This window comes from Reyranella sp. CPCC 100927 (assembly GCF_007859315.1).
In the GTDB taxonomy this organism is placed as follows: Bacteria; Pseudomonadota; Alphaproteobacteria; order Reyranellales; family Reyranellaceae; genus Vineibacter.
In genome coordinates, this window is record NZ_VOHA01000011.1 from 205,104 (window position 1) to 228,939 (window position 23,836).

Sequence of the window (23,836 nt, forward strand, 5' to 3'; positions counted from 1 at the left end):
ATGGCGCATGGACCGCGCGACGCCGCCTTTTGAGGTCAAATTCCGGTTTGAACGGGGTGACTTCGTTGCGATGACGAACGCCCTGACGCGCCCCACATGGCGCTGGCGATGGCTGGCGACCGTGGCCCTGATCGCGCTGTGGGCGATCATGCTCTATGTGATGGCAGGCTCCGTCGAGCGCGCCTGGCTGGTCGTGCGTGGCGCCGTTCAGGGCCGCCTGCCGTGGGATCTCTACGTCGTTTTTGCCATCGTCCTGCTCTTCCCGTGGCTGGGCCACCTCGTCGCGCCACTGACGGCAGCGATGGTCTTCAAGCGCAATGCGCTGGCCAACCAGGAGGTCACGTTGTCACTGGACCGGGCTGGCATTGAGGGCAGTGGCGCCGGCATCCAGTCGCGTATCGCCTGGTCGAGCGTCAGGCGGGTTATCGAGACGCCGCGTCATCTGTTCTTCGCGATCTCCAAGCGCGAAGCCGTGACGCTGCCCCGGCGCGCGTTCGGGTCGGAACAGGACTATCAAGCCGCACGCGCCTTCGCGTTGCAGCAGTGCGGTGCCACGCCGGAGAGCCGATAGCGGCCTCGCAGCCCCTATGTGCTGCTGCTCCGTCGCCGTCCGCCGGCCTTGGCGGCGGACACCGCCATCGGTGCCCGGCTCAGCGCGTTGTTGATGTCGACGAGTTTGGACAGCAAGCGCATGAACGTCCGCCGTTCCGCCGGCGTAAGCGGCGCCAGTATCCGCTCCTGGGAGCGACGCACCGTGGCCTCGGCCCTGTCCAACAGGCGCAGCGCGGTCGCGGTCGTCCGCAGGACCTTGCTGCGGCGGTCACGCTCGCTGGGCCGTCGGTCGATCAAGCGCCGGTGCTGCAGTCGCATCACCACCTCGCCCAAGGTCGACCGGTCCAGCGCAACCAGCGCCGCCAGGGTCGCCTGATCGATGTCGGGCTGCGCCCTCAGCGCCGAGAGCACGGCGTACTGGATGGGCGTGAGATCAAGGGCACGGCACTCGTCCATGAAGATCGACACCGCGATCTGCTGGCAGCGGCGAATCAAATGGCCTGGCTTCGCAAAGAGATCGTCATGCCGCATGGCGACACCATCGCGAGCCCCAGGCCGACGCGTCAAGCATCACCCCGGAATAGTTGCATACTGGAGGTCCATTCTGCATCGCGTTACCTTGTGGGCACTCAATTGTGCTTGCTACAACAAATAGAGTCCTGGAGCAGGCTCTCCTACCAGATGATGGGCTTTCGCAGTCGGTTCGATCGCAACAAAACCGTCATTTGTCTGTCATGCGCCCCCGTGCTGGGATGGCCGACAAATGGACTTGGCTGATCATCGAGACTTGCTCACCAGCGAGGCGGTACCGCCATTGCTGGCCCTGGCGCACGAAGCCCTGGCGGCGTGCCATGCCGACCTGCTGACGGCGCGACAGACCGTGCTGTCCGCCCGCGATCCCGTCGGGATCCATGGTACGCGCGTGGCTCTGCGCCGCCTGCGCGCCGCGGCGACCCTGTTCGGCCGGCCGCTGGCGGACGACATGATCCTCGCCCTGCGTGCCGATGCCAAGGTGCTGGCCGACGCCTGTGGCGCCACACGCGACCTCGACGTCTTCCTGGCCGGCGTGCTGAAGGAGGCCGACGCCAGCCTGGCGCCCTATCCCGACGTCAGCCGCGACCTGCGCGCCTTCCGGGCCGCCGCCATGCGCCTGCGCCGCACCCGTCACGACGCAGCCCGGCGCGTGCTCAGCGGCGAGACCTTCACCGCCTTCGACAGCCGCCTTGCCCGCCTGCTGGCGATGCCGGTGCGCCACATACCGGTCGTACCGCCACTGCAACTACCGGAACCGCCAGCCCCCGGAGCCAACGCCCTGCAGAGCGCCATCCCGGGCGGGCTGGTGCTGCCGCAGCCGGCGGCACCGACGACCGACCCGATGCCCGGCGTGCCGGCGGTGGCGCCGCTGCCGGATGCGCTGGATTTCGCGCGCGATATCCTACGGCGGCGCGATCGCAAGCTGCGCAAAGGGTTGGACCGCTTCGGAAAGCTGGACGGCGGTGCCCGCCACGCCCTGCGGCTGCGCGTCAAGAAACAGCGCTATGCCGCCGCCTTCCTCGCCAAGCTCTTTGACCACAAAGCCGCCGACGCCTATATCCACGCGGCAGCCAAGCTGCAGGACGCGCTGGGATTGGCCAACGATCGCATCGTCGCGGCCAAGGTCGTCGCCGACATCCGCGCCGCGGCCCGTCCCAAGGGCCGGCTGGACTGGGTTGCCGGCGTGCTGACGGGCTGGCTCGCGATGCGCGCGCAGGCCGGCGGTGACGATGAGCGAGCGTTGGCCGCGGCCGGCAAACGCTTCGTTCGGGCGTCCCGCTTCTGGCGCCGGGACGAGGACGGAGAGAAGAAATGAATGAGGCGGCGGAAGAACGAATCCCGGTGTCGGTGCTGACCGGCTTTCTGGGCAGCGGCAAGACGACGGTCCTGCGTGAACTGCTGCGCAAGCCGGAGATGGGCGACACCGCCGTCATCATCAACGAGTTCGGCGAGATCGGGCTCGATCACCAGCTGATCGAGAAGTCGGACGAGGACGGGCTGGTCACGCTCAACAGCGGCTGCCTGTGCTGCACGGTGCGCGGTGATCTGGTGCGTACCATGAGCGAGCTGTATCTGAAGCGCACGCGTGGCGAGATCACGCCGTTCAAGCGCATGGTGGTCGAAACCACGGGACTGGCCGATCCGGCCCCGATCCTCCACACCCTGATGACCGACCCCCTGCTCGCCTCGCGCTTTCGCATGGACGGCGTCGTCACCACGGTCGACGCGGTCAACGGCGCCGGCACGCTGGACAACCACGCCGAGTCGGTGAAGCAGGCCGCCGTCGCCGACCGGCTGCTGCTGACCAAGACCGATATCGCCACCGAGGCGCAGATCACGGCGCTGCGCGGCCGCCTGCACCAGCTCAACCCCGGTGCGCCACTGATGCCGGTGCAATTCGGCGAGGTGTCACCCGCCGACGTGATGAACGCCGGCCTCTACAATCCCGAGACCAAGACGGCCGACGTCAAGCGCTGGCTGCATGAAGAGGCGTACCTCGCCGAGCACGACGCGCACGGCCATCACCACCACGGTCATGGCCACGACCATCATCACGAGCACCACCATCACCGTCACGATGATGGCGGGCGGCCGTCCGGCTCCCCTGACGATCCCTTCGCCGGCCCCGGCCCGGATGAAGCGCATGCCCACCGCGACCAGGATCCGCACGACATCAACCGGCACGACGACAGCATCCGCTCGTTCTGCATCGTGTTCGACAAGCCGCTGCCCTGGGCCACCGTCGCCGCTGCCTTCGATGCGCTGGTGACCTATCGCGGTCCGGACCTGCTGCGCATCAAGGGCATCTTGAACGTCAGCGACAGCGACAAGCCGGTGGTGGTGCATGGCGTGCAGCACGTTTTCCATCCGCCCGCCGTGCTGGAAAAATGGCCGGACGAGGATCACCGCACGCGGATCGTGTTCATCACCCGCGACCTGCCCGAGGCCACCATCCGCAAGGTTTTCACGTCGTTCATCGAGAGCGCCGACAAGTGGAGCCAGGTGAACGAGGAGGCGCGCTAGTCAAGCGGCCAACGCCTCGCCCGCATGCCGCGCCAGCCTGGCGCGGATCGCCTGCAGCAGCGGACCGGCATAGACGCACTTGAAGCGCCGCACGTACTGGCCGTCGACGCCGCGGGGCGCTTCGTCTTCCGAGCCGTATCGCGCCACGTACTGGGTCCAGTTCTCGAACATCCGGCGGTTGCCGTGATTGACGTAGCTCTCGGTCGGTGCGTCGTTGGTCCACAGGACGTCGGGTGCGTCCAGTTCGAGATGGAAATACTCGATGACCTCGATCTCGGGTGCCGGCCGAATGGTGTCACCGTTCACCAGGAACGTGGCGGGCACCAGGACACCGTCGAGATAGAGCGCGTGCGCCGGTGAGACCAGCAGATCGCGCGACGGCATCGCATCACCCAACGCGCCGGCTGCGATCCGGATCGGCACGATCCTGGGGTTGACCCTGGCAACGATGGGCGCGTAGGCGCGCTGCCCGATCCACTTGAGTCGCTGAACCGTGCCGTCCAGCGTGACGACCTCATCGCCGATCGCCAACGTCTCGACCGGCACGTCGCCGCGCGGCGTGCGGACCAGGGTACCGCGCAGCAGGCAGGCATTGTCGGCCTGTGCTGTCGGCGCCGTCGCCGCGACGGCGTCGATGGCCACGCGACCGTCGCTCTCGCCCGCGATCGGTGGACCGGCCTGGGCTCCACCGCTCACGTTGACGGCTTCGATCGCTGTCAACGATGCGGCATCGGCAGGCGCCGCGGCCAGGCCGAGAACGACGGTCAATGTGAGACCGCCAATCACATCAAAAGTCATGATGAAATCCTTTCAACGGTGTGCCGCCCGTGGGCGGAGCCTGTGATCGGATAATCCCGACTCGTTGCCGGATCATAACGGTGCTGATGGCGCTGGCCCAACGGCATCTCGGTGCAGCAGCGTTTCCACCGACTATTGTCGTCCGCGCGCTGCGAAAAGTTTGCGCGCTGCCAACTATCGGAACCAGGCCTCGATGGTGCCGTCGGCGCGCACGGCAACAAGATCGTCGCGCTCATCGCCGTTGAGGTCGGCCGCCAGCACGTCCACGATCGGGGCGGTGCCACAGGACAGACGACCGGCTTCGCGCAACACGCCGCCGCGTGCCGTGACCACCGCCAGGCATTTCCAATCGCTGGTGGGCACCACGATGTCGGCGACACCATCACCGGTGACATCCAGCAGTGCACCAATACCTTGGCGGCTGTTCCCAAGGCGATGCGTGGTGTAGCCGTCCAAGGTCGACTCGGGCTCGATTCGGGCACCACGGATGTCGTCGATCTGCAATCGTCCGGCGCCGTGCGGCTCGGCGACCTCGACGATACGCCGCCGGCCGTCGCCCACGACGTCGGCAACGCCGATCACGTCCCGCCAGCGCTCGCGCATGCCCAGCGGCTCTGACACGGCGCGCGCCTCCAAGCCTGACGCCGACAGCGCATAGAGCGTCAGTGCCGCCCCTTGACGCACGTGGGAGCGAATGACCAGAAAACCGATGCCGCAGGAGTCGGCCGACGGCGCGCCGGGCTCGTCGATGTGGCGCACGATACGGTCCTCGAACACCTCGTCGAGCGGCAGTTCGACTTCATGATCGACCCAGGTCACGACGTTGTCGCCGCTCAATTGGCGCAGGCGCAGCGAGCGATATTCCCAGCGTTCGCCGAAGATGCCGCTACCGGCGCGCCGCGCGCGGTCGGCGAGCCGGACGTCGACGTGCATCGGTTGTGGTGCACGTTTGACACTGCACTGCACGCTGGGCCGTGCTGACACCGGCGGCTCGCAGGCGCCGGGATCGAGGGCCATGGTCTCGCCGCCCAACGCATGGGCCACGGCCACGGCACGCCGTCCCAACATCACACTGACGACGGGTGCGCGACCGGCCTGATCGCAAACCACGAAACGCTCGGGCTTGCCCTCGATGCGGACGCTGCGCGCCGACCCAACGTCCAAGCCGTTCTCGGCGCTGGCAGGCCAGGCACACACCGCCAGCACGAGCCCAAACACAAGCCCGTCTGGCCATACGCCAAGCCAACGCTCCCTCCGCCGCCGCATTAATGTACTCCTTGCCGGCGTTGACGCGATCCTGCGGCGGCGGACCGGCACTGTCCATGGCAATTGATGCCGACTGGTTCCTCACATCGGTGGTACCAGCCCGTCGACGCCGACCAGCACACGCGCGGCCGTGAGATCGCCACCCGCGCCCTTGGTCGCGCTGGCGAACAGATGATTGCCGGGCTTCAGCAGATCGGGCGAGCCGGTCGCAAAGGTCACGATCGGCGCTGCCGTCGGCACCGTGATCTCGATCGGCTGCGCGGCACCTTTGTAGGCGACCTTCAACGTGCGGCCGTGCGCTGCCTCCGCCACCGTCGCCACGGTGCCATTGGTCATGGTGCTCTGCGGCTGCAAGTCCCAGGGATAATGTCCTTCACCCGCGCCCCGCGCCGATTCGGGAAACACCAATACCTCCAGCGCAACCCAGTTGCCGTCGGTGCCCTTGATCGCCGCGATGCCGACGAAGCTGTTGGACTTGATGTCGGTGATATCGGCCTTGGTGACGCCGATCACGGAAAAGCCTTCGGCCAGCTTGATCGTCACCTTGTCCCCTTCACGGGTCGCCACGTTCAGCGCACGATCGCTGTAGCCGGTGATTTCACCCCGTACCCGGGTGGGCGGCGGCGACTGCTGCGCCACGGCGGCGCCCGCGATCAGCGCCACCATCGACGCGAGCATGGCGCGACGGATCATCATCATGACCTCCTTTGCTTGGGCGGCCGGAGCCTACGTCCGCTCGGAGCACGGAAGAAGTGACGATATCGTGCGTTACGCGCGATCGCGGTCCGCAGCCAGTCACCGAGCCTTCACGCCATGCGATGCGTTCACGCCCCGCTGCGCACGCGCTTCACCGCGTCCTGCCAACCGGCATAGCGCTGGTCACGGCTCGCGGCCGCCTCGCGTGGCGTGAAGGCATGGTCGAGTTGCCACGTGGCAGCGATATCCTCCAGAGAGGGAAACAGACCAGCTTGCAGGCCAGCCAGCAGAGCAGCACCCAGCGCGGTCGTTTCGGTGACGGTGGGCCGATCGACCGGCACGCCCAGCGTATCGGCCAGGCGCTGCATCAGCGGACTGTTGGCCACCATGCCGCCGTCGACACGCAAGGCATCGATGGCAGCGCCATCGGCTTTCATGGCTTCGACCAGATCGCGAGTCTGAAAGCAGACCGAATCCAATGCCGCCTGCGCGATCTCGGCCGGTCCGGTGTCGCGCGTCAGGCCCAGCAGCGCGCCACGCGCATCGGGATCCCAGTACGGCGCGCCCAGGCCGACGAAAGCCGGCACCATGACGACGCCATGGCCGGGTCGTGCGGCATCCGCCAGCGCCTCGACGTCGGCAGATTTGGCGATCAGCTTCAGCCCATCACGCAGCCATTGCACCGCGGCGCCGGCAACGAAGATGCTGCCCTCCAACGCGTACGTCGTGGTGCCGTTGAGTCGATACGCGATGGTCGTGAGCAGGCGGTGCTTGGAGCGCACGGCCGTCGTGCCGGTGTTGAGCAGCGCGAAGCAGCCGGTGCCATAGGTGCTCTTCACCATGCCGGGCTTGAGGCACGCTTGTCCTACCGTGGCGGCCTGCTGGTCACCCGCCATGCCCAGGACGGGAATCGGCGCGCCGAACAGGTCCGGCGTCGTGGTGCCGAAATCGCCGGCACAGTCGACGACCTCCGGCAACAGGGTATGCGGGATCTCGAGCAGGCGCAGCAGGTCGAGATCCCAACGCTGGCTCCTGATGTTGTAGAGCAACGTGCGCGAGGCATTGGTGGCGTCGCTGGCGTGACGCTCGCCACCGGTCAAGCGCCACAACAGGAAAGACTCGACTGTCCCGAACGCGAGCTTGTCGGCTTCGGCCTGCGCCCGCGCACCCGGCACATTGTCCAGGATCCAGGCGAGCTTGGTGCCCGAGAAATAGGGATCGAGCACCAGGCCCGTGCGCTGCGTGAACTCCGGTTCCAGTTCGGCTGCCTTCAGTTCGGCACAGCGCTCAGCCGTACGGCGGTCCTGCCAGACGATGGCGTTGTACACCGGCTTGCCGGTCTCGCGATCCCAGACGATGGTGGTCTCGCGCTGGTTGGTGATGCCGATGCCGGCGATTGCCGCCGCGTCGAGGCCAGCCTGCGCCAGCGCTTCACGGCACACCGCGACTGTTGCGCGCCAGATCTCCTCGGGATCGTGCTCGACCCAGCCGGGCGACGGGTAGATCTGCGGCAGTTCGCGCTGCGCCGTCGCAACCGGTCGCGCCGTGGCGTCGAACACAATCGCGCGCGTCGAAGTCGTTCCCTGATCAATGGCAAGGACGTGGCGGGCAGGCATGATGAGAACTCCAGAAACGATCAGTACGGCGTGCCGTCCTTGTGCTCATACCGGTACTTGCCATCGGCGCCCATGCGGGCGTGGACGTCGACGTCGGGATAGCTGACCTCGTCGCCCGGCGTGCGATCGCCGATCACCAGCAGCACGACATCCTTGTCGGTGCGATTGATGAAGCGGTGCGCAAGGCCCGTGCCGGCTGGAAAGCCGGCGCACATGCCTGCCTGCAGGATCTGGTTGCCGGCAGTGGTCTCCAGCACCACCTCGCCTTCCAGGACATAGACGAATTCGTCCTGGCGCGAGTGGGCATGACGGTTTGACGACTGTCCGCCAGGCACGATGCGTGTCAGGTTGACACCGAAGTTGGTCAACCCGATATGCTCACCCAGCCGGCGATTCCAGCGCTGCTGGTTGGCCGCACGATACGGCTCGGGATAGGTCGTGAAATTGCTCTCGGGAACCGTCAGGGGGTCAAATCCCAGCGTCTCGGCCATCGCTCACCTCTTCGTCGCCGAGCGTATCACGATTTTGGCGGTGCGCCGTCCGCCGCAACGCCATAGGTCCTTTCGGCTTCTTCCGCACTGACCAGCCCATAGGCAACATCGCGCGCGACCCGCCTGGGATCACGGGTTCGCGGATCGCCGTAACCGCCGCCACCCGGCATCTCGATGATGACGCGATCACCCGCCGGCACGATATGCAGACCCTTGTCGGGGAACTCCGTACCCGAGCTTAGGCGCAGCCGGCCGACGGCCCCTTCCCTGCCGCCGGCGCGCCCGCGGGCAGGAAACCGCACGCGCTCGAAGCGATGGTAGATGCCCATCGGTGACGGATCGCGGTTGCTGACCTCCATGACCTGGCCCAGGCCGCCGCGCTGGCGCCCGGCACCGCCCGAGTCGGTGCGCAGCTCCTTGCGCCACACGACGACGGGTGTGATCGATTCGGTCACCTCGACGGGCACGTTGCGCACGCCGCTGGGAAACGGCGTCGCCGACAGACCATCCAGCTGCGGCCGCGCGCCGGCGCCGCCGGAGTGGAAGGTCGTTACGTTGAACGCGGTACGGACCTCATCGGCACGGCCGGTCAATCCGTGCGCCGCCACCAGGCTGAGATTCCACAACGAGGACGTACCCTCGGCCGGCATGGTGCCCGGCATCGCCTGGTCGAGACAGCCGAAGACGATATCGGGCAGCATGTGGCCAATGATGGACCGCGCGTAGACTGCCGCCGGATGCTGCGCGTTCACGATGCAGGAGTCGGGCGCCGTGACGATCACCGCATCCAGGGTCCCGGCGTTGTTAGGAATCCAGGGGGCGATGGCGCATTTCACGCCAAAGGCGGTGTAGGCTTCCGTGTAGCAAAGCGGGCAGTTGATCGCGAAGCTCGATATACCCGATGTGCCGGTGTAATCGACGCGAACCACGTCGGCGTCGATGGTGAGCGAGCCGACCAGCGTCACCGGAGCCTCCAGGCCGTCGATGGTCATGCTGGACGTCCAGGTGCCGCGCGGCAGCTTGCCGATCGCGTCGGCCATGGCCTGGCGGCTGCGGCTGATGATGGTTTCCGACAGTTCCTCCAGATCGTCGAGGCCGAACTCGGCCATCATCTCGACCAGGCGGGCCGCACCGATATCGTTGCAGGCGGCAAGGCCGTAGATGTCGCCCACGACCTGGACCGGCTCGCGGACGTTGGCACGCACGATGCGCAGCAGGTCCTCGTTCATCTGGCCTGCGCGTGCCAAGGGCATCATCGGGATCTGCAGGCCTTCGTGATAGATCTGCCTGCCGGACGGACTCTGGCCGATGCCGCCGATGTCGACCACATGGGTCGTGCAGGCGAATAGCCCGACCGCGTGGCCATTCTTGAACGTGGGCGTCACCACCGTCAGGTCGAAAAGATGGCCGGTGCCCTTCCAGGGGTCGTTGGTGATCAACACATCACCGGCCACCAGGGTGTCGAGCGGATAGGCATCGAGGAAATGCCCGACCGACCGCGCCATCGAGTTGACATGGCCCGGCGTACCGGTCACAGCCTGCGCGATCATGCGCCCGCGCCGGTCGAAGACGCCGGCCGAGATATCGCCGGCCTCGCGCGCCGCCGTGCTGAAAGCGGTCCGGATCAGCGTCTGGGCCTGCTCCTCGACCACGGCGATCAGGCGGTTCCACAGGATCTGTACCTCGATTTCGCCCAGTCGATGGCTCATCGCGGCCTCCTGTCGATGACGATCTGGCCTGCACCGTTCAGCGTTGCGACGAATCCGCCAGGGATCAATGTCGACGTCTCCGCCTCGATGATGATGGCTGGCCCTTCGACCACCGCACCCGGCGGCAGGCTGTCGCGACCGTAGACGCCAGCCTCGACGGTGGCACCGCGGCCGGGGTCGAAGAGTGCCCGGCGAGCAACCGGCTCTGGTGCCGACCTGGCCGCCACCGGCGGTTCGCGCGCGGGCAGTTCCCGCGACTCGGCCAGCGACAGCGTCCAGGTCAGCGCCTCGACATCGAGCAACGGGATCGTGCGTCCGTAGAGGGCGTGATAGACCTGCTCGAAGGCATGGTGGAGGTGATCCACGCCGCCGGGCCGCAGCGCCGCATCCGGGACCGGCACAGCGACCTCGTGACCCTGGCCGCGGTAGCGCATGTAGGCCGTGCGCGTCTCCTCCAGCGCCGTGTCGGCCGCACCCAACCGCACGACCGCCTCCGCCTCGGCGCGCATGGCCGCGAACAACGATGCCACGTACTCGGGATCGTATGCTTTCAATGGCACCAGTCGCGTGCGGACGACCTCGTAGGCCATCGGTGCGCGCAGGAAGCCGTAGGCCGAACCGACGCCGGCGCCGACCGGGATGATCACGCGCGCAATGCCGAGCTTCTGCGCCAACCGCGCCGCATGCAGCGGTGCCGCACCACCAAAGGCGATCATGGTGCGCTCGGCCATGTCCTTGCCGTTTTCCACGGCATGCACGCGGGCGGCGCTGGCCATGGTCTCGGTTACCAGTTCGGTGATCCCGTGCGCTGCCTGCGTGCGATCAAGTCCGATTCGGCTGCCGACAACCGCGTCCACCGCCGCTGCGGCCACCGCCGGCGCCAGGTCGATATGGCCGCCGGCAAAGTTCGCCGGATCGAGCCAGCCCAGCAGCAGGTTGGCGTCCGTCACCGTGGGCATCGTCCCACCGCGGCCGTAGGACGCCGGTCCGGGCATCGCGCCGGCACTGTCAGGGCCGACGGTGATGCGGCCCAACGGATCGGTGCGCGCGATCGAGCCACCGCCGGCGCCGATTTCGACCATGTCGATGACGGGGATGCGGACAGGAATACCGCTGCCCTTCACGAAGCGCGCGGCGCGGCCGATCTCGAAGTGGCGCGACTGCTGCGGGCGCAGGCCATCGATCAAGGTGATCTTGGCGGTGGTGCCACCCATGTCGAAAGCCAGCGCCTTGTCGATGCCGTTCTGCGCCGCCACCGCCAGCGCCATGATGGCACCGCCGGCCGGGCCGCTTTCGACCAGGCGAATCGGAAACCGGCGCGCGGTATCGACCGTGGTGATGCCGCCGGACGACATGATCAGCAACAGCGGCCCAGAGCACCCCAGCGCCTTCAGGCCGTGGTCGAGGCGTTCGAGATAGCCCTCCATCACCGGCAGCACGTAAGCGTTGGCCGCGGTGGTGGATGCCCGCTCATACTCGCGGATCTCGGGGCAGACTTCGCTGGAAATGGCAATCACACGTGCCGGAATGCGGCGCGCGATGATCGCGCTGGCGCGTTCTTCATGGGCGGCATTGCGGTAGGCATGCAGGAAGCAGATCGCCACCGCCTCGACACCATCGGCCATGAGCCGCTCGGCGAGCCGTTCGACCGCCCGTTCGTCGAGCGGCAGCATCACATCGCCGTCGGCGGCAATACGCTCCGGAACTTCATAACGCAACGGCCGTGGCACCAGCGGCTCGGGCCGTTCCATGTAGATGTCGTATTGCTCGAAGCGGTGTTCGTAGGCGATCTCCAGCGAATCGCGGAAGCCGGCCGTGGTCAGCAGCGCCGTGCGCGCGCCCTTGCGCTCGATCAGCGCGTTTGTCGCGAGCGTCGTGCCGTGGATCACCAGGTCGAGATCCGACGCCGCCACGCCCGCCTGCGCCAGAATTCGGCGGGTACCGTCCAGCACGCCGCGCTCGGGAGCCTCCTGCGTGGTCAGCACCTTCGTCGATATGAACCGGCCGCCCACGTCGAGCACGAGATCGGTGAACGTGCCACCGATATCGACCGCCAGACGCACCGCCGCCTTGCCCATCGACTGCCTACGGCGCACGGCGTGCCGCCTGGATGGCGTGCCACACCCGGTGTGGCGTCGCCGGCATGTCGAGCGCAGTCACGCCCAACGGCACCAGAGCATCCAGGACGGCGTTCATGATCGTCTGCGGTGCGGCGATGGCGCCGGCCTGTCCGGATCCCTTCACGCCCAGCCGGTTGGCGGCGGTGGGCGCCGAAGCATCGAGCCCGCCGGCAAAGGCCGGCAGGTCGTCGGCACGCGGCACGGTGTAGTCCATGAACGAGCCGCTCAGCATCTGGCCCGACTCGGGATCGAACACGACGTGCTCCAGCATCGCCTGACCGATTCCCTGCACCACGCCGCCATGCACCTGGCCCAGGGTCAGTCGCGGGTTGAGCAGGCGGCCGAAATCGTCGACCAGCGTGTAGCGGTCCAGCCGCACGGCGCCGGTCTCAGGATCGACCTCCACCTCCGCGATGTGGCAACCGTTGGGGAATGTATAGGCATCGCTGACATTGGAGCCGTCGGCCGCCAGCCCCGGCGTCATGTCCTCGGGCAGGTTTGCCGCATCGCGTGCCGCCTCGGCCACGGCAGCGATGGCGATGCGGCGATCCGTGTCCTGCACCGTGAACGTCCCCTCGGCATAGGTCACCTGCTCGACCGACGCCTGCAACAGGTGCGCCGCGATCCGTCGCGCCTTGTCCAGCAAGCCTTCCACCGCCAGCACCAGCGCCGTGCCGCCCAGGTGCATGGATCGCGCACCGCCGTGCCCGTTGCCGCCCGGCAGCAGGCGCGTATCGCCCTGCTGGAAGCGGAACGCGGTCACCGGCAGGCCGAGCATGTCGGCCGCGACCTGCGGATACGTCGTTTCGTGACCCTGCCCGTTCGATTGCGTGCCGACCGCCAACGACACCGTACCGTCGGCCTCGAACGCGGCGCGAGCCACCTCGTTGGGCGCGCCGCGCGCGGTCTCCAGGAAACAGGCAATACCGATGCCGCGCAACAAACCGGCGGCCGCCGACTGCGCCCGTCGCGCCGCGAAGCCCGCGCGGTCGGCGGCCTCGGCGGCGGCGTCGAGATTGGCGCCGAACCGGCCGCCATCGATCTGCATGCCCATCGCGGTACGGTAGGGAAACGTCGCGATGATATTGCGCCGCCGCAGCTCCACGGCATCGATACCGAGCCGAACCGCCGCGAGATCGACCAGGCGCTCGATGATGTAGTTGGCTTCCGGCTTGCCGGCGCCGCGATAGGCGTCGATCGGTGGCGTGTTGGTGAAGGCGCCGCGCACTTCGGTGCACACCGCGGGAATGGCATAGACGCCGCCAGTGGCGCTGGCGGCGGCGTTTGTCGAACTGACCGGCCCGTTGGGGGCGAGATAGGCGCCCATGTTGGCGATGGTCTGCATATCGAGCGCCAGGAAGCGGCCGGCCGCATCGAGCGCCAGGCGGGCACGTGAAAGATTGTCCCGGCCGTGCGTGGAACTGACGAAATCCTCGATCCGTTCGGCCACCCAGCGCACAGGACGACGCAGCCGGCGTGCCGCCCATAGCACCAGCACGTACTCCGGATAGACCACGTTCTTCATGCCGAAGCCGCCGCCGACATCGGGCACGGTCAGCCGCATGCGCTCCACGGGAATATGGAAGATCATATCAGCCAGCTGGCGGCGCATGCCGTGCACGGCCTGCCCCGTGAGCGTCAGGTGCAGGAGGTCAGCATCGGGATCGTAGATGCCGATCGCTGCCCGCGTTTCGACGGACGCCACCACGATGCGGTTGTTGACCAGGGTGCATTCAACGACGTGCGCCGCCGAGGCCATCGCGGCCGCAACGGCATCGCGATCACCGCGGCGGAACAGAAACGCCGAATTGCCCGGCGCCTGGGGCCAGAGCTGCGGCGCACCTGTTGCGAGCGCCGCGGCGGCATCGGTCACACAGGGCAGCGGATGGTAGGCGACCACGATCGCTTCGGCGGCTTCGAGCGCCGCCGCCGCCGATGTCGCCACGACACAGGCGACGGGATCGCCGACATGGCGCACGACATCGCGAGCCAGGGCCGGACGCGGCGGCACGATCAGCGGCTCGACGGCATCGAACACGGTGATGCAGGGTAGGTCACCAATGCCGTCGGCCGCCAGATCGGCTGCCGTCACGACCGCCACAACGCCGGGCATGGCAGCCGCGGCGGTGATATCGACGCTCTCGATGCGGGCATGGCCATGCGGCGAACGCAGCACATGCAGGTGCAGGCAATCCGGCGCCGGGAGATTGGCGACATAGGTCCCGCGCCCGGTCAGGAACCGCGCATCCTCCAGTCGGTCCAGGGACTGTCCTAGATAGCGGTCCGGCATCGGAACCTTCCGCAACGTTCAGGGCTTGACCGGCACCACGAGCCTTGCATGCGCCTACTGGGGTGTCTAGAAAAAGAACAACGTTCTATTTTGACATCGAAGCGCTGTCGGCGATTCGATCGATACATCCCGATGCCCCGCAAAACCATCCAACAACCAGAGCGCAAGCCTCACGGATCACGACGTGCAGCCCGGTTGGCAGCGCAGGACGATGACCGCCGGACCGGGGCCGACAGCAAGCCGATCGCGGCAGTCGAACGGGCCTTGCAGGTGCTGAGCGCGTTCCGCACGGCTCCCCGCCTGACACTCAGCGAACTGTCACGGCAAACGAACCTGTTCAAAAGCACCTTGCTGCGCATCCTGGCGACACTCGAGCAATACGGTTACGTGACGCGGTTGGCCGATGGGCAGTACCGCATCGGCGGGATCGTGCACGAGTTGGGATCGGGCTATGCCGCCTCCTTCCAGCTCGAGGAGGTGATGAAGCCTGCGTTGGCGGCGCTGTCGGCCGCTACCGGCGAAAGTGCCGCCTTCTATGTCCGCGCGGGCGCGCAACGACAGTGCCTGTTCCGCGTCGACTCGCCCCAGGCCGTGCGGCACGTCATCGTCGCTGGACAGATCCTCGACCTCGACCAGGCCGCCGCGAGCCGCATCCTGCGGCAGTACGAGAACACCACCACCCGCCCCGACGCCCTGGTCGACTACGCCGACCTGTGCGTTGCCACCGCGGGACTCAGCGATCCGCAGACGGCATCGGTCGCGGCACCCATCTTCAACACCAACGGCTTCCTCGGCGTCGTGAACGTCTCGGGCCCCGTCAGCCGCTTCACCGAACCGGCTGTTGCCCGCTTCCGCACCAGGCTGGCCGCGGTGGCCGCCCGGATCTCGACCGGACTGGGCGGCCTGGCAACCCCACCCCGCCAGGCGCCAGCCAAGCGATCGACATCCCCGCGCTGAACCTGGGAGCGCGGGCGTCTCGCCGGCGCCTGTCCCTTCCCCGCTTGCGGGGAAGGTGGCCGAAGGTCGGATGGGGAGCCGACGTGGTCTCAGTTATCAAGGCCACGTCAGCTCCCCTCCGCCCCTTCGGGGCACCTCCCCAGCGAAGCTGGGGAGGACAACCATGCGAGCGGGAAGCCTTACGCTGCATTGCGCCGGCGGGCGTTCATCCAGTCGGCGAACGCCTGACGTTCGGCTGCGGTCATGTGCAGGCCTTCCTTGGTGCGGCGCCACAACACGTCGTCAGGCTCGCGCGCCCACTCGTCGCGCATCAGGTAGTCGACCTCGACCTCGTACAGGTCGCCGCCGAAATGGCGGCCGAGATCGGCTGGGGTCTTGGCCGTGCCCAGCACATCATCGCAACCGGCACCGTGGCGGCGCGCCAGCCGGTAGAGATAGGTTTGCGGCAGGCCGGCGCGCACGCCGAAGAGCCCCTGCACGAAGGACTCGAAGTCGGCGTGCGGGATCTCGCCGTCGGGCAGCGGCTCCTGGTCGGTCCACCGGCCGCCCATGCTGGGATAGTAGCGCCCGAGGTCGTCCATCGCCTGCTCAGCCAGCTTGCGATAGGTCGTGATCTTGCCGCCGAAGACGCTCAGCAGCGGCGCCTGGCCATCGACATCGTCGACCTCCAGGACGTAGTCGCGTGTCACCGCCGACGGATCATCGGTGCCGTCGTCGAACAGTGGCCGCACGCCGGCGTACGACCACACGACATCGGCTGGCGTGATCTGCTTCTCCATGTAGTGGTTGGCGAGATCACACAGGTAGGTGACCTCCTCCGGCGCGATCGTCACCGGACCCGGCGCATAGACATCGAGTTCGATGTCGGTGGTGCCGATCAGGGAGAAATCGCGCTCGTAGGGAATGACGAACACGATGCGCTGGTCGCTGTTCTGCAGGATGAAGGCGTGATCGCCATCATGCAGCTTGGGCACGACGATATGGCTGCCCTTCACAAGGCGAACGCGCTTCTTGGTCTCGACGTGGCCGACGTCGGAGAACCACTGCTTGACCCAGGGACCCGACGCATTGACCAGGCCCTTGGCGCGCACGGTGACGGACTGGCCGGTACCGACCTCCTCCAGCACGATCTCCCACACACGACCGCGCGCGCCATTCTCGACGCGGCGCGCGGCAACGCATTTGTGGCGGGCGAAGATGCTGGCGCCGCGATTGCGCGCCGACTTCAGGTTACCGATCACCAGGCGCGCATCGTCGACCCAGCCGTCCGAGTAGGCGAAGCCGAAGGTGAAGTCCGGCTTGAGTCCGGCACCGTACGGACTCTTACGCAACTGCACGCTTTCGGTCTTGGGCAGCCGCATGCGCCGATCGAGATGGTCATAGATGAAAAGCCCCAGCCGCAGCATCCAGCGTGAGCGCAGATGCGGCTCGTGCGGCAGCACGAAGCGCAGCGGCCGGGCGATATGCGCCATCTTGGCCAGCAGCAGTTCGCGTTCCTTCAGCGCCTCGCGCACCAGCCGGAACTCGTAGTGTTCGAGGTAGCGCAGGCCGCCGTGAATGAGCTTGGACGAGGCCGAGCTGGTGGCGCTGGCGAAATCGTTCATTTCGCACAGCCCGACCTTCAGTCCGCGGCCCGTCGCGTCGCAGGCGATCCCGGCGCCGTTGACACCGCCGCCGACAACGAACAGATCGAGCACGAAGGGTGAATTGGGAGAATCAGCCGACATTGTAAGACAACTGTAACGCGTTCCGTACGTGACGGCGATGCCGGGGTGGCATTATGCCTCGATCTCGACGAACAGCGGGTAGTGGTCGGAAGCCGGCGTGGTGTCGTCGATCCAGGCCCGCCGGACGCGGCTTGCCAGGTCCGCCGTCACGAAGCAGTGGTCGATCCGACCGTAGTCCGGGAAACTCTCGCGATCCTCGGCATTGCCGGCCTGGCTCCAGGCATCGACCAGACCGTCACCGGCCACAGCGCGGCCCATCACCGGATACTCGGGATCGGTGTGCGTGAAGTTGAAATCGCCCATCACGACGGCCGACGCCGGCACCGGCGGCGCCGGCTCGCTGAAGACGAGCAGATCCGTGGCGGCATTGTCCCAGACTCCGCCGCGACGGGCGGCGCCATGCACCAGCTCCAGCAGGGCCGCGATCTGCGGCAACCGTTGGCACGGCGCCAGATGCGACAGATGCAGGCTGTAGACGCGCAGTGCGCCGGACGGCGCCGCGATCACGGCCTCGACCACGCTGCGCTGCAGGTCGAACTCGGCCGACAGGATGGTCTTGGGCAGCAGGTGGCCGCGGGCCTCGCGGATCGGCCAGCGCGCCAGAACGGCATTGCCGAACGTACGGCGGCGGTTGGTGATCCGGCCATCGGCGCCAACCGCGCTGGCGTCGGCGTCGAAGGCACCGTGGAACCACACGTAGCGGTTCAGCCGGTCGGCGATCTCCGCGGCCTGGTCGGCGAAAGCGTTCAACGCCCAGCCTTGCACGACTTCCTGCAGGCAGATCACGTCGGCATCAGCCACGACGTCGGCAATACGGCCCACGTCGTATCGGTGGTCGCGGCCCAATCCATAGTGAATGTTGTAGCTGGCGAAAAGCATCGGCAGCCGGATGGATCACGCCAGCGCAATGCGCCGGCCATTGCCGGCGTCGAACAGGTGAACGTTGGCGGCATCGACATTGAATCGGCGCTGCTCGCCGCCCTTCACCTGGACGTGACCCGGCATGCGGACGGTAACGCCCTCCTTCGACTCGCCGAAATGACCATGCAGCAGCGTGTCGGCGCCCAACGGCTCGACCATCTCGATCTGCAGCGCGATGGCACCGGTACCGCCGTCGGCCAGCAGGTGCTCGGGACGCACGCCCAGGGTCACCGCGCTGCCGGCCTCGCCTTCGGCGGCCTTGCTCAGCGACAGAGTCACGCGCTGCGCATCAGCGGTTGCCAACTCCACAGAACGCCGGTCGGCACCGATCGTGCCGGACAGGAAGTTCATGGCCGGCGAGCCGATGAAGCCGGCCACGAACGTCGATGCCGGGTGTTCATAGACGTCCATCGGCGAGCCGATCTGCTCGGCCCGGCCGGCATTCATGACGATCAACCGATCCGCCAAGGTCATCGCCTCGACCTGGTCGTGCGTGACGTAGATGCTGGTGGTGCCCAGTTCGCGCTGCAGCCGCTTGATCTCCAGCCGCATCTGCACGCGCAGCTTGGCGTCAAGATTGCTGAGCGGCTCGTCGAACAGGAACACGGCCGGCTCGCGCACGATGGCGCGGCCCATGGCGACACGCTGGCGCTGGCCGCCCGACAGCTGGCGCGGCTTGCGCTGTAGCAGAGCCGACAGCTCCAGGATCTTGGCTGCCTTCTGGACGCGCTGATCGATCTCGGCCTTCGACATGCCGCGGATGCGCAAGCCGTAAGCCATGTTGTCGTACACGCTCATGTGCGGATAGAGCGCGTAGTTCTGGAACACCATGGCGATATCGCGATCCTTGGGTTCCAGCGTGTTGACCACGCGATCTCCAATCGCAACCTCGCCGCCGGTGATGCGTTCCAGACCGGCAACCATGCGCAGCAAGGTCGATTTGCCGCAACCCGAGGGACCGACGATCACGATGAACTCGCCGTCGGTGATCTCCATGTCGATGCCGTGGATGACGTCGATCTTGGCATCGTACGACTTCTTGACGCCGCGCAGGCTCACGCCGGCCATATCGCTTCCTCCGCGTACAGTCCGTCATGTCGAGCGCAGCGAGACATCTTGTGGCAACAGTGTCCCCGCAAGCAGAAGATTCCTCGCTGCGCTCGGAATGACAGGCACTTCGCTTTCACTTCTCTGTCTCCACGAGGCCGCGCACGAACTGGCGCTGCATCAGAACCACCACCAGCACCGGCGGCAGCATCGCCAGCATGCCGACCGTCATGATGAGGTTCCATTGCGGCACGCCGTCCACCACGTTGGCTTGGCGCGAGAGCGTCATGATCACGGTGTAGAAACTCTCCTCGGTCGTGATCAGCAGCGGCCACAGATACTGGTTCCAGCCGTAGATGAACTGGATCACGAACAAGGCGGCGATGCTCGTGCGGCTCATCGGCAGCAGAATGTCGAAGAAGAACCGGGTCGGGCCGGCGCCATCGACGCGGGCAGCTTCGGTGAGTTCGTCCGGCACGCTGAGGAAGAACTGGCGGAACAGGAACGTGGCGGTGGCCGAGGCGATCAGCGGCACGATCAGGCCGCCGTAGCTGTTGAGCATGCCGAAGTTGGCGACCACGTTGTAGGTCGGCACGATGCGCACTTCGATCGGCAGCATCAGGGTGATGAAGATCATCCAGAACGCGGTCATGCGCAGCGGAAAGCGGAAATAGACGATGGCGTAGGCAGCAATCAGCGAGATCGCGATCTTGCCGATGCAGACGCCCAGCGCCATGATCAGGCTGTTGGCCAGCACCTGCCACAGCGGCGTACGCGAGGCCTGCGCGAACCCCTCGCCCAGCACCCGCGTGTAATTCTCCACCATGTGTGAGCCGGGCAGCAGCGGCACCGGCGGCCTCAGCATCGTTGCGGAGTCGTGAGTCGACGCGACGAACGTGATCCATATCGGAAAGGCGATCACAGCGACGCCCAGGATCAGCACGATGTGGGCAAAGACGGTGAGCCAGGGGCGGTTCTCGACCATCGGCGCCTCAGTAATGAACCCGCCGCTCGATGAAGCGGAACTGCACGACGGTGAACGCGATCACGATGATCATGAGGATCGTCGACTGAGCGGCCGAGCCACCGAAATCCTGGCCGCGGAAGCCGTCCTTGTAGACCTTGTAGACTAGGATCTCTGTGTCCTGGCCGGGGCCACCTTGGGTCAGCGCATCGACGATGCCGAAGGTGCCGAAGAAGGCATAGATGATGTTGACCACCAGCAGAAAGAAGCCGGTCGGCGACAGCAGCGGGAAGATGATGGTCCAGAAACGCCGGCCGGGACCGGCGCCGTCGATCGCCGCCGCCTCGATCAGCGACTTGGGAATCGACTGCAGGCCGGCCAGGAAGAAGAGGAAATTGTAGCTGATCTGGTTCCAGCAGGCGGCGAAGATCACCAGCCACAACGCCTGCGTGCCGTTGACCTGATGGTTCCATTCGATGCCCAGGCCGGACAGCATGTAGGCGAGGATGCCGACACGCGGGTTGAACATGAAACCGAACAGCACGCCAGCCACCGCCGGCGCCACCGCGTACGGCCAGATCAGAAACGTCTTGTAGAGCGTGGCGCCGCGCAGGGTGCGGTCGGCCATGACCGCCAGCAGTAATGCGAACCCCAGCCCGACACTCGCCACCAGCAGGCTGAACACCAGGGTGAGGCGTGCCGAATGCCAGTAGCCGGAATCGCTCAAAAGGCGATCGAAGTGGCGGAAGCAGCGCTGCCAGGCGTCAGCCCCCAGCGGATCGGACAGCACGCCGCTGCACAGAAACTGGGCGTTGCCGCCGAACGCATCGGCGAGGATGAACGACTGCCAGACGGTCTCCGCCGATGGCCAGATGAAGAACGCGATCGTGACGAAGATCTGCGGCAGGAGCAGCAGATAGGGCAGGAGCTTGGTGTCGAACGTGACGCGCTTGTGCATTGCTGCGGTCCGCTGGACGCCCGCCGCGCTCGTTAGCGCGGCGGGTGTCCGTGGCTCTAGTTGTTGGCTGCCGCGAAGTCCTTGAGCAGCTTGTTGCCGCGCGCGACGGCATCATCGAGCGCCTGTTTGGCGTTCTTCTTGCCCGACCATACGGACTCGAGCTCTTCGTCCATCACGTCGCGGATCTGCACGAAGTTGCCGATGCGCAGGCCCTTGGAGTTCTCGGTCGGCGGGTTCAGCGTGAGCTGCTGCACGGCGATTTCACGGCCGGGGAACTTCTTGTAGAAGCCGGCTTTCTCCGTGATGTCGACCGCCGACAACGTGATCGGCACGTAGCCGGTTTCCTGGTGCCATTTGGCTTGCACGTCGCCCTTCGATAGGAAGGTAAAGAACTTGGCTACGCCGGCGTATTCTTCCTTGGGCTTGCCCTGCAGCACCCACAGCGTGGCACCGCCGATGATCGAGTTCTGCGGCTTGGCGATGAACTCGGGCCAGTAAGGCATCATGCCGATGCCGACTTTTTCGACACCCAAGGCCTTCTGAATGCCGGCGCCCGACCCCGACGACGCGATGTGCATGGCGCACTCGCCGCCGTTGAACATGGCGGTCGACTTGCCCTCGCGGCCACCATAGACGAACACCTTTTCCTTACCCCAGTCGGCCAGGGTCTGGATGTGTTTCACGCGCAGGGCGTCGTTGATCTTGAGCTCGACATTGAGGCCGGCAAACCCGTTCTGCTGCGTGGCGAAGGGCTGGTTGTGCCAGGCGCCCAGGTTCTCGATCATCGTCCAGGTCTGCCATTGCGGCGTAAATCCGCACTTGGCGCCCGAAGCGACCAGCTTCTTGCCCATCTCGCCGACCTCGGGCCACGTCTTGGGCGGCTTCTCCGGATCGAGGCCCGCCTTCTGGAACAGCTCCTTGTTCCAGTAGAACACCGGCGTCGACGAGTTGAACGGCATCGACAGCAGCTTGCCGTCGGTCGTCGAATAGTAGCCGTAAACCGGGCCGATATAGGCCTTGGGATCGAACGCCTCCTTGGCGTCGGCCATCAGCTGGTGCACGGGATAGATGGCGCCCTTGGCCGCCATCATGGTGGCGGTGCCGACCTCGAACACCTGCACGATATGCGGATGTGCGTTTTGCCGGGCGCGGAAGGCCGCGATCGCTGCCGTCAAGGTCTCGGTATACGAGCCTTTGAAAACCGGAACGACCTTGTATTCGCTTTGCGACTTGTTGAACTCTTCCGCCAGCTGATTGACCGACTCGCCCAGATTGCCGCCCATGGCGTGCCAAAACTGGATTTCCTTCTGGGCATGGGCCGGCAGTGCCGCGATCAGCGCGGCCATGGCGGTGGAAACAAGCAGACTGGTGCGCATCGACGACACCTCCCCTCTCGAATGCAACGACGTCCGCGATTAGGGCCGCCGTGTCACCGCTTGATTGCGGACTTATGACAGTAACGTTACCCCGATGACCGCCCCTGCGGAAAGAGGGGAAATGTCGTGCGCCCCTCGCGCTGACACTCAAATAGCGATCGGATCACACGACGTCAGCGACATTCGACACGGGTCGCCACGCCTTCCATTTTCGATCGAAACCAAAAGGAAGATTCCGCCCCCAAGCACTGCACTCAGGATGCGATGGCTTTGGCGGTGACGTCGGGCGCATCCGTGATGATGCAGTCGACACCCAAGGCCAGCAATGCGACGGCAACCGCCGGATCGTTGATCGTGTAGACGCTCAGCAGATAACCGGCGGCCTTGATTTCCGCCGCTCGCGCCGCCGTCAGCTTGCCGCCGTTGGTGTTGACACCAACGGCATCGACTGCCTCGGCGCGCTGGCGCCAATCATCGGCCAGTTCATCGATCAAAATGGCGCGCGGAAACGACGGCGCTGCGGCGCGGGCCGCCGCCAGCGCCTCGTCCTTGAAGCTCGACAGCAATGGCGTCGGCAACGAGGCGGGCCACCGATGTTGCAGCATCTCGACTACGGCTAAGGCCGTCTGCGCCTCGCGACCCGGACACGGCTTGATCTCGACATTGGCGCCCAGGCCAAGACCGCCCAGGCAATCGATGGCCGCCGCGAACGACGGCACCGCCTCACCGACGAAAGCCGCCCCTTTCCAGGAGCCGGCGTCAAGCACCTGGATATCAGCCCATGATGTTTCGGCGACGAGCCGGTCACTGCCAGTCGTGCGCTTCAGCGACGCGTCATGCATCAGGATCGGCACATCATCGCGCGACAGCTTGACGTCGAATTCGACCCACGGCGCACCGCGCCGCCTGGCCTCGTGCAGGGAGGCCAGCGTATTTTCCGGGGCATAGGCGGCAGCACCGCGGTGACCAATGAGTCGCGGCAGATTGAGAGACAGCGTCATCATCGCACGATAGGACGGGTGCTGCGGCTCTTTCAACAAGCCTGGAAGCGTGATCCAGGGCCATTGCATATGGAAGTTGGGCACACTTCGTGTCGTCCTCTACCTTCCCCTGCTTGCGGGGGAAGGTGGCGCGGAGCGCCGGATGGGGGGTGCTTCAACGGAAATGGTGCTTGCCATCGAGCGTCGGCGTCGTCGCACCATCCCCCATCCCCCATCCCCCCTCCCCCCTCCCCCCTCCGCCCCCCGCGCACCCTCCCCCCCAAACGGGGGGAGGTACAAACACAGACTCC

General features: G+C 66.4%; 20 protein-coding genes. 4 read left to right on the forward strand and 16 right to left on the reverse strand.

All coding sequences use genetic code 11. The features are described 5' to 3' along the window. Positions 1 to 70 precede the first annotated feature (70 nt). On the forward strand, positions 71 to 571 hold the full coding sequence (locus tag FQU96_RS26315) for a YcxB family protein (protein ID WP_178130713.1): 501 nt from the start codon (positions 71 to 73) through the stop codon (positions 569 to 571). Positions 572 to 585: 14 nt separating this feature from the next. On the opposite strand, the gene FQU96_RS26320 is transcribed toward FQU96_RS26315, so the two are convergent. After that, positions 586 to 1,083 carry a MarR family winged helix-turn-helix transcriptional regulator gene (locus FQU96_RS26320; RefSeq protein ID WP_146544328.1) on the reverse strand — a complete coding sequence of 166 codons (498 nt, stop codon included), beginning with the start codon at positions 1,081 to 1,083 and terminating at the stop codon, positions 586 to 588. A 232-nt stretch (positions 1,084 to 1,315) separates the two neighbouring features. Between FQU96_RS26320 and FQU96_RS26325 the strand changes: the two genes are divergently transcribed. Together FQU96_RS26325 and FQU96_RS26330 are read left to right on the forward strand one after the other, a co-directional pair. Continuing rightward, the gene (locus tag FQU96_RS26325; protein WP_146544329.1) at positions 1,316 to 2,401 is read left to right on the forward strand and encodes a CHAD domain-containing protein; all 1,086 of its coding nucleotides are present in this window, start codon (positions 1,316 to 1,318) and stop codon (positions 2,399 to 2,401) included. Beyond that, positions 2,398 to 3,609 (forward strand): GTP-binding protein, encoded by a 1,212-nt coding sequence (locus tag FQU96_RS26330; RefSeq protein WP_146544330.1) that lies wholly within the window; start codon positions 2,398 to 2,400, stop codon positions 3,607 to 3,609. The genes FQU96_RS26325 and FQU96_RS26330 overlap by 4 nt, the downstream gene beginning before the upstream one ends. Here FQU96_RS26330 and FQU96_RS26335 read toward each other — a convergent pair whose 3' ends face one another. From FQU96_RS26335 to FQU96_RS26370, 8 genes are all read right to left on the reverse strand, one after another. Further along, complete coding sequence (locus FQU96_RS26335) at positions 3,610 to 4,407, reverse strand: Hint domain-containing protein (protein ID WP_146544331.1); 798 nt, start codon at positions 4,405 to 4,407, stop codon at positions 3,610 to 3,612. It lies immediately after the preceding gene. A 174-nt stretch (positions 4,408 to 4,581) separates the two neighbouring features. After that, entirely contained in the window at positions 4,582 to 5,571 is a 990-nt protein-coding gene (locus FQU96_RS26340; RefSeq protein ID WP_146544332.1) for a VCBS repeat-containing protein, read from the reverse strand. A gap of 183 nt (positions 5,572 to 5,754) precedes the next feature. Continuing rightward, the gene (locus FQU96_RS26345) at positions 5,755 to 6,369 is read right to left on the reverse strand and encodes a hypothetical protein (protein ID WP_146544333.1); all 615 of its coding nucleotides are present in this window, start codon (positions 6,367 to 6,369) and stop codon (positions 5,755 to 5,757) included. A gap of 128 nt (positions 6,370 to 6,497) precedes the next feature. After that, the gene (glpK, locus tag FQU96_RS26350; protein WP_146544334.1) at positions 6,498 to 7,985 is read right to left on the reverse strand and encodes a glycerol kinase GlpK; all 1,488 of its coding nucleotides are present in this window, start codon (positions 7,983 to 7,985) and stop codon (positions 6,498 to 6,500) included. 20 nt (positions 7,986 to 8,005) lie between these two features. After that, positions 8,006 to 8,476, reverse strand: a complete 471-nt coding sequence (locus FQU96_RS26355) for a cupin domain-containing protein (protein ID WP_146544335.1) — start codon at positions 8,474 to 8,476, stop codon at positions 8,006 to 8,008. Between the two features lie 26 nt (positions 8,477 to 8,502). Continuing rightward, positions 8,503 to 10,185, reverse strand: a complete 1,683-nt coding sequence (locus FQU96_RS26360) for a hydantoinase B/oxoprolinase family protein (RefSeq protein ID WP_146544336.1) — start codon at positions 10,183 to 10,185, stop codon at positions 8,503 to 8,505. Further along, positions 10,182 to 12,263 carry a hydantoinase/oxoprolinase family protein gene (locus FQU96_RS26365; protein ID WP_146544364.1) on the reverse strand — a complete coding sequence of 694 codons (2,082 nt, stop codon included), beginning with the start codon at positions 12,261 to 12,263 and terminating at the stop codon, positions 10,182 to 10,184. The genes FQU96_RS26360 and FQU96_RS26365 overlap by 4 nt, the downstream gene beginning before the upstream one ends. A 7-nt stretch (positions 12,264 to 12,270) precedes the next feature. Then, positions 12,271 to 14,595, reverse strand: a complete 2,325-nt coding sequence (locus tag FQU96_RS26370; RefSeq protein WP_146544337.1) for a xanthine dehydrogenase family protein molybdopterin-binding subunit — start codon at positions 14,593 to 14,595, stop codon at positions 12,271 to 12,273. Positions 14,596 to 14,727: 132 nt separating this feature from the next. Here FQU96_RS26370 and FQU96_RS26375 point away from each other — a divergent pair, with 132 nt between their 5' ends. Beyond that, the gene (locus FQU96_RS26375) at positions 14,728 to 15,552 is read left to right on the forward strand and encodes an IclR family transcriptional regulator (protein ID WP_178130714.1); all 825 of its coding nucleotides are present in this window, start codon (positions 14,728 to 14,730) and stop codon (positions 15,550 to 15,552) included. A gap of 179 nt (positions 15,553 to 15,731) precedes the next feature. Here FQU96_RS26375 and glpD read toward each other — a convergent pair whose 3' ends face one another. The 7 genes from glpD to ugpQ form a co-directional block, all read right to left on the reverse strand. Next, a complete protein-coding gene (gene glpD / locus FQU96_RS26380; RefSeq protein WP_146544339.1) occupies positions 15,732 to 17,279 on the reverse strand; it encodes a glycerol-3-phosphate dehydrogenase in 1,548 nt (515 codons plus the stop codon). Positions 17,280 to 17,330: 51 nt separating this feature from the next. Beyond that, on the reverse strand, positions 17,331 to 18,158 hold the full coding sequence (locus FQU96_RS26385) for an endonuclease/exonuclease/phosphatase family protein (protein WP_146544340.1): 828 nt from the start codon (positions 18,156 to 18,158) through the stop codon (positions 17,331 to 17,333). A 15-nt stretch (positions 18,159 to 18,173) separates the two neighbouring features. Beyond that, positions 18,174 to 19,268, reverse strand: coding sequence for a sn-glycerol-3-phosphate import ATP-binding protein UgpC (locus FQU96_RS26390; protein ID WP_146544341.1), 1,095 nt, complete (start codon positions 19,266 to 19,268; stop codon positions 18,174 to 18,176). Between the two features lie 115 nt (positions 19,269 to 19,383). Further along, positions 19,384 to 20,232, reverse strand: coding sequence for a sn-glycerol-3-phosphate ABC transporter permease UgpE (gene ugpE, locus FQU96_RS26395; protein WP_146544342.1), 849 nt, complete (start codon positions 20,230 to 20,232; stop codon positions 19,384 to 19,386). Between the two features lie 7 nt (positions 20,233 to 20,239). After that, positions 20,240 to 21,169 (reverse strand): sn-glycerol-3-phosphate ABC transporter permease UgpA, encoded by a 930-nt coding sequence (gene ugpA / locus FQU96_RS26400; protein WP_146544343.1) that lies wholly within the window; start codon positions 21,167 to 21,169, stop codon positions 20,240 to 20,242. A 56-nt stretch (positions 21,170 to 21,225) separates the two neighbouring features. Continuing rightward, positions 21,226 to 22,545, reverse strand: a complete 1,320-nt coding sequence (ugpB, locus tag FQU96_RS26405; RefSeq protein ID WP_146544344.1) for a sn-glycerol-3-phosphate ABC transporter substrate-binding protein UgpB — start codon at positions 22,543 to 22,545, stop codon at positions 21,226 to 21,228. Between the two features lie 254 nt (positions 22,546 to 22,799). Further along, on the reverse strand, positions 22,800 to 23,630 hold the full coding sequence (ugpQ, locus tag FQU96_RS26410) for a glycerophosphodiester phosphodiesterase (protein WP_146544345.1): 831 nt from the start codon (positions 23,628 to 23,630) through the stop codon (positions 22,800 to 22,802). Positions 23,631 to 23,836: the final 206 nt, after the last annotated feature.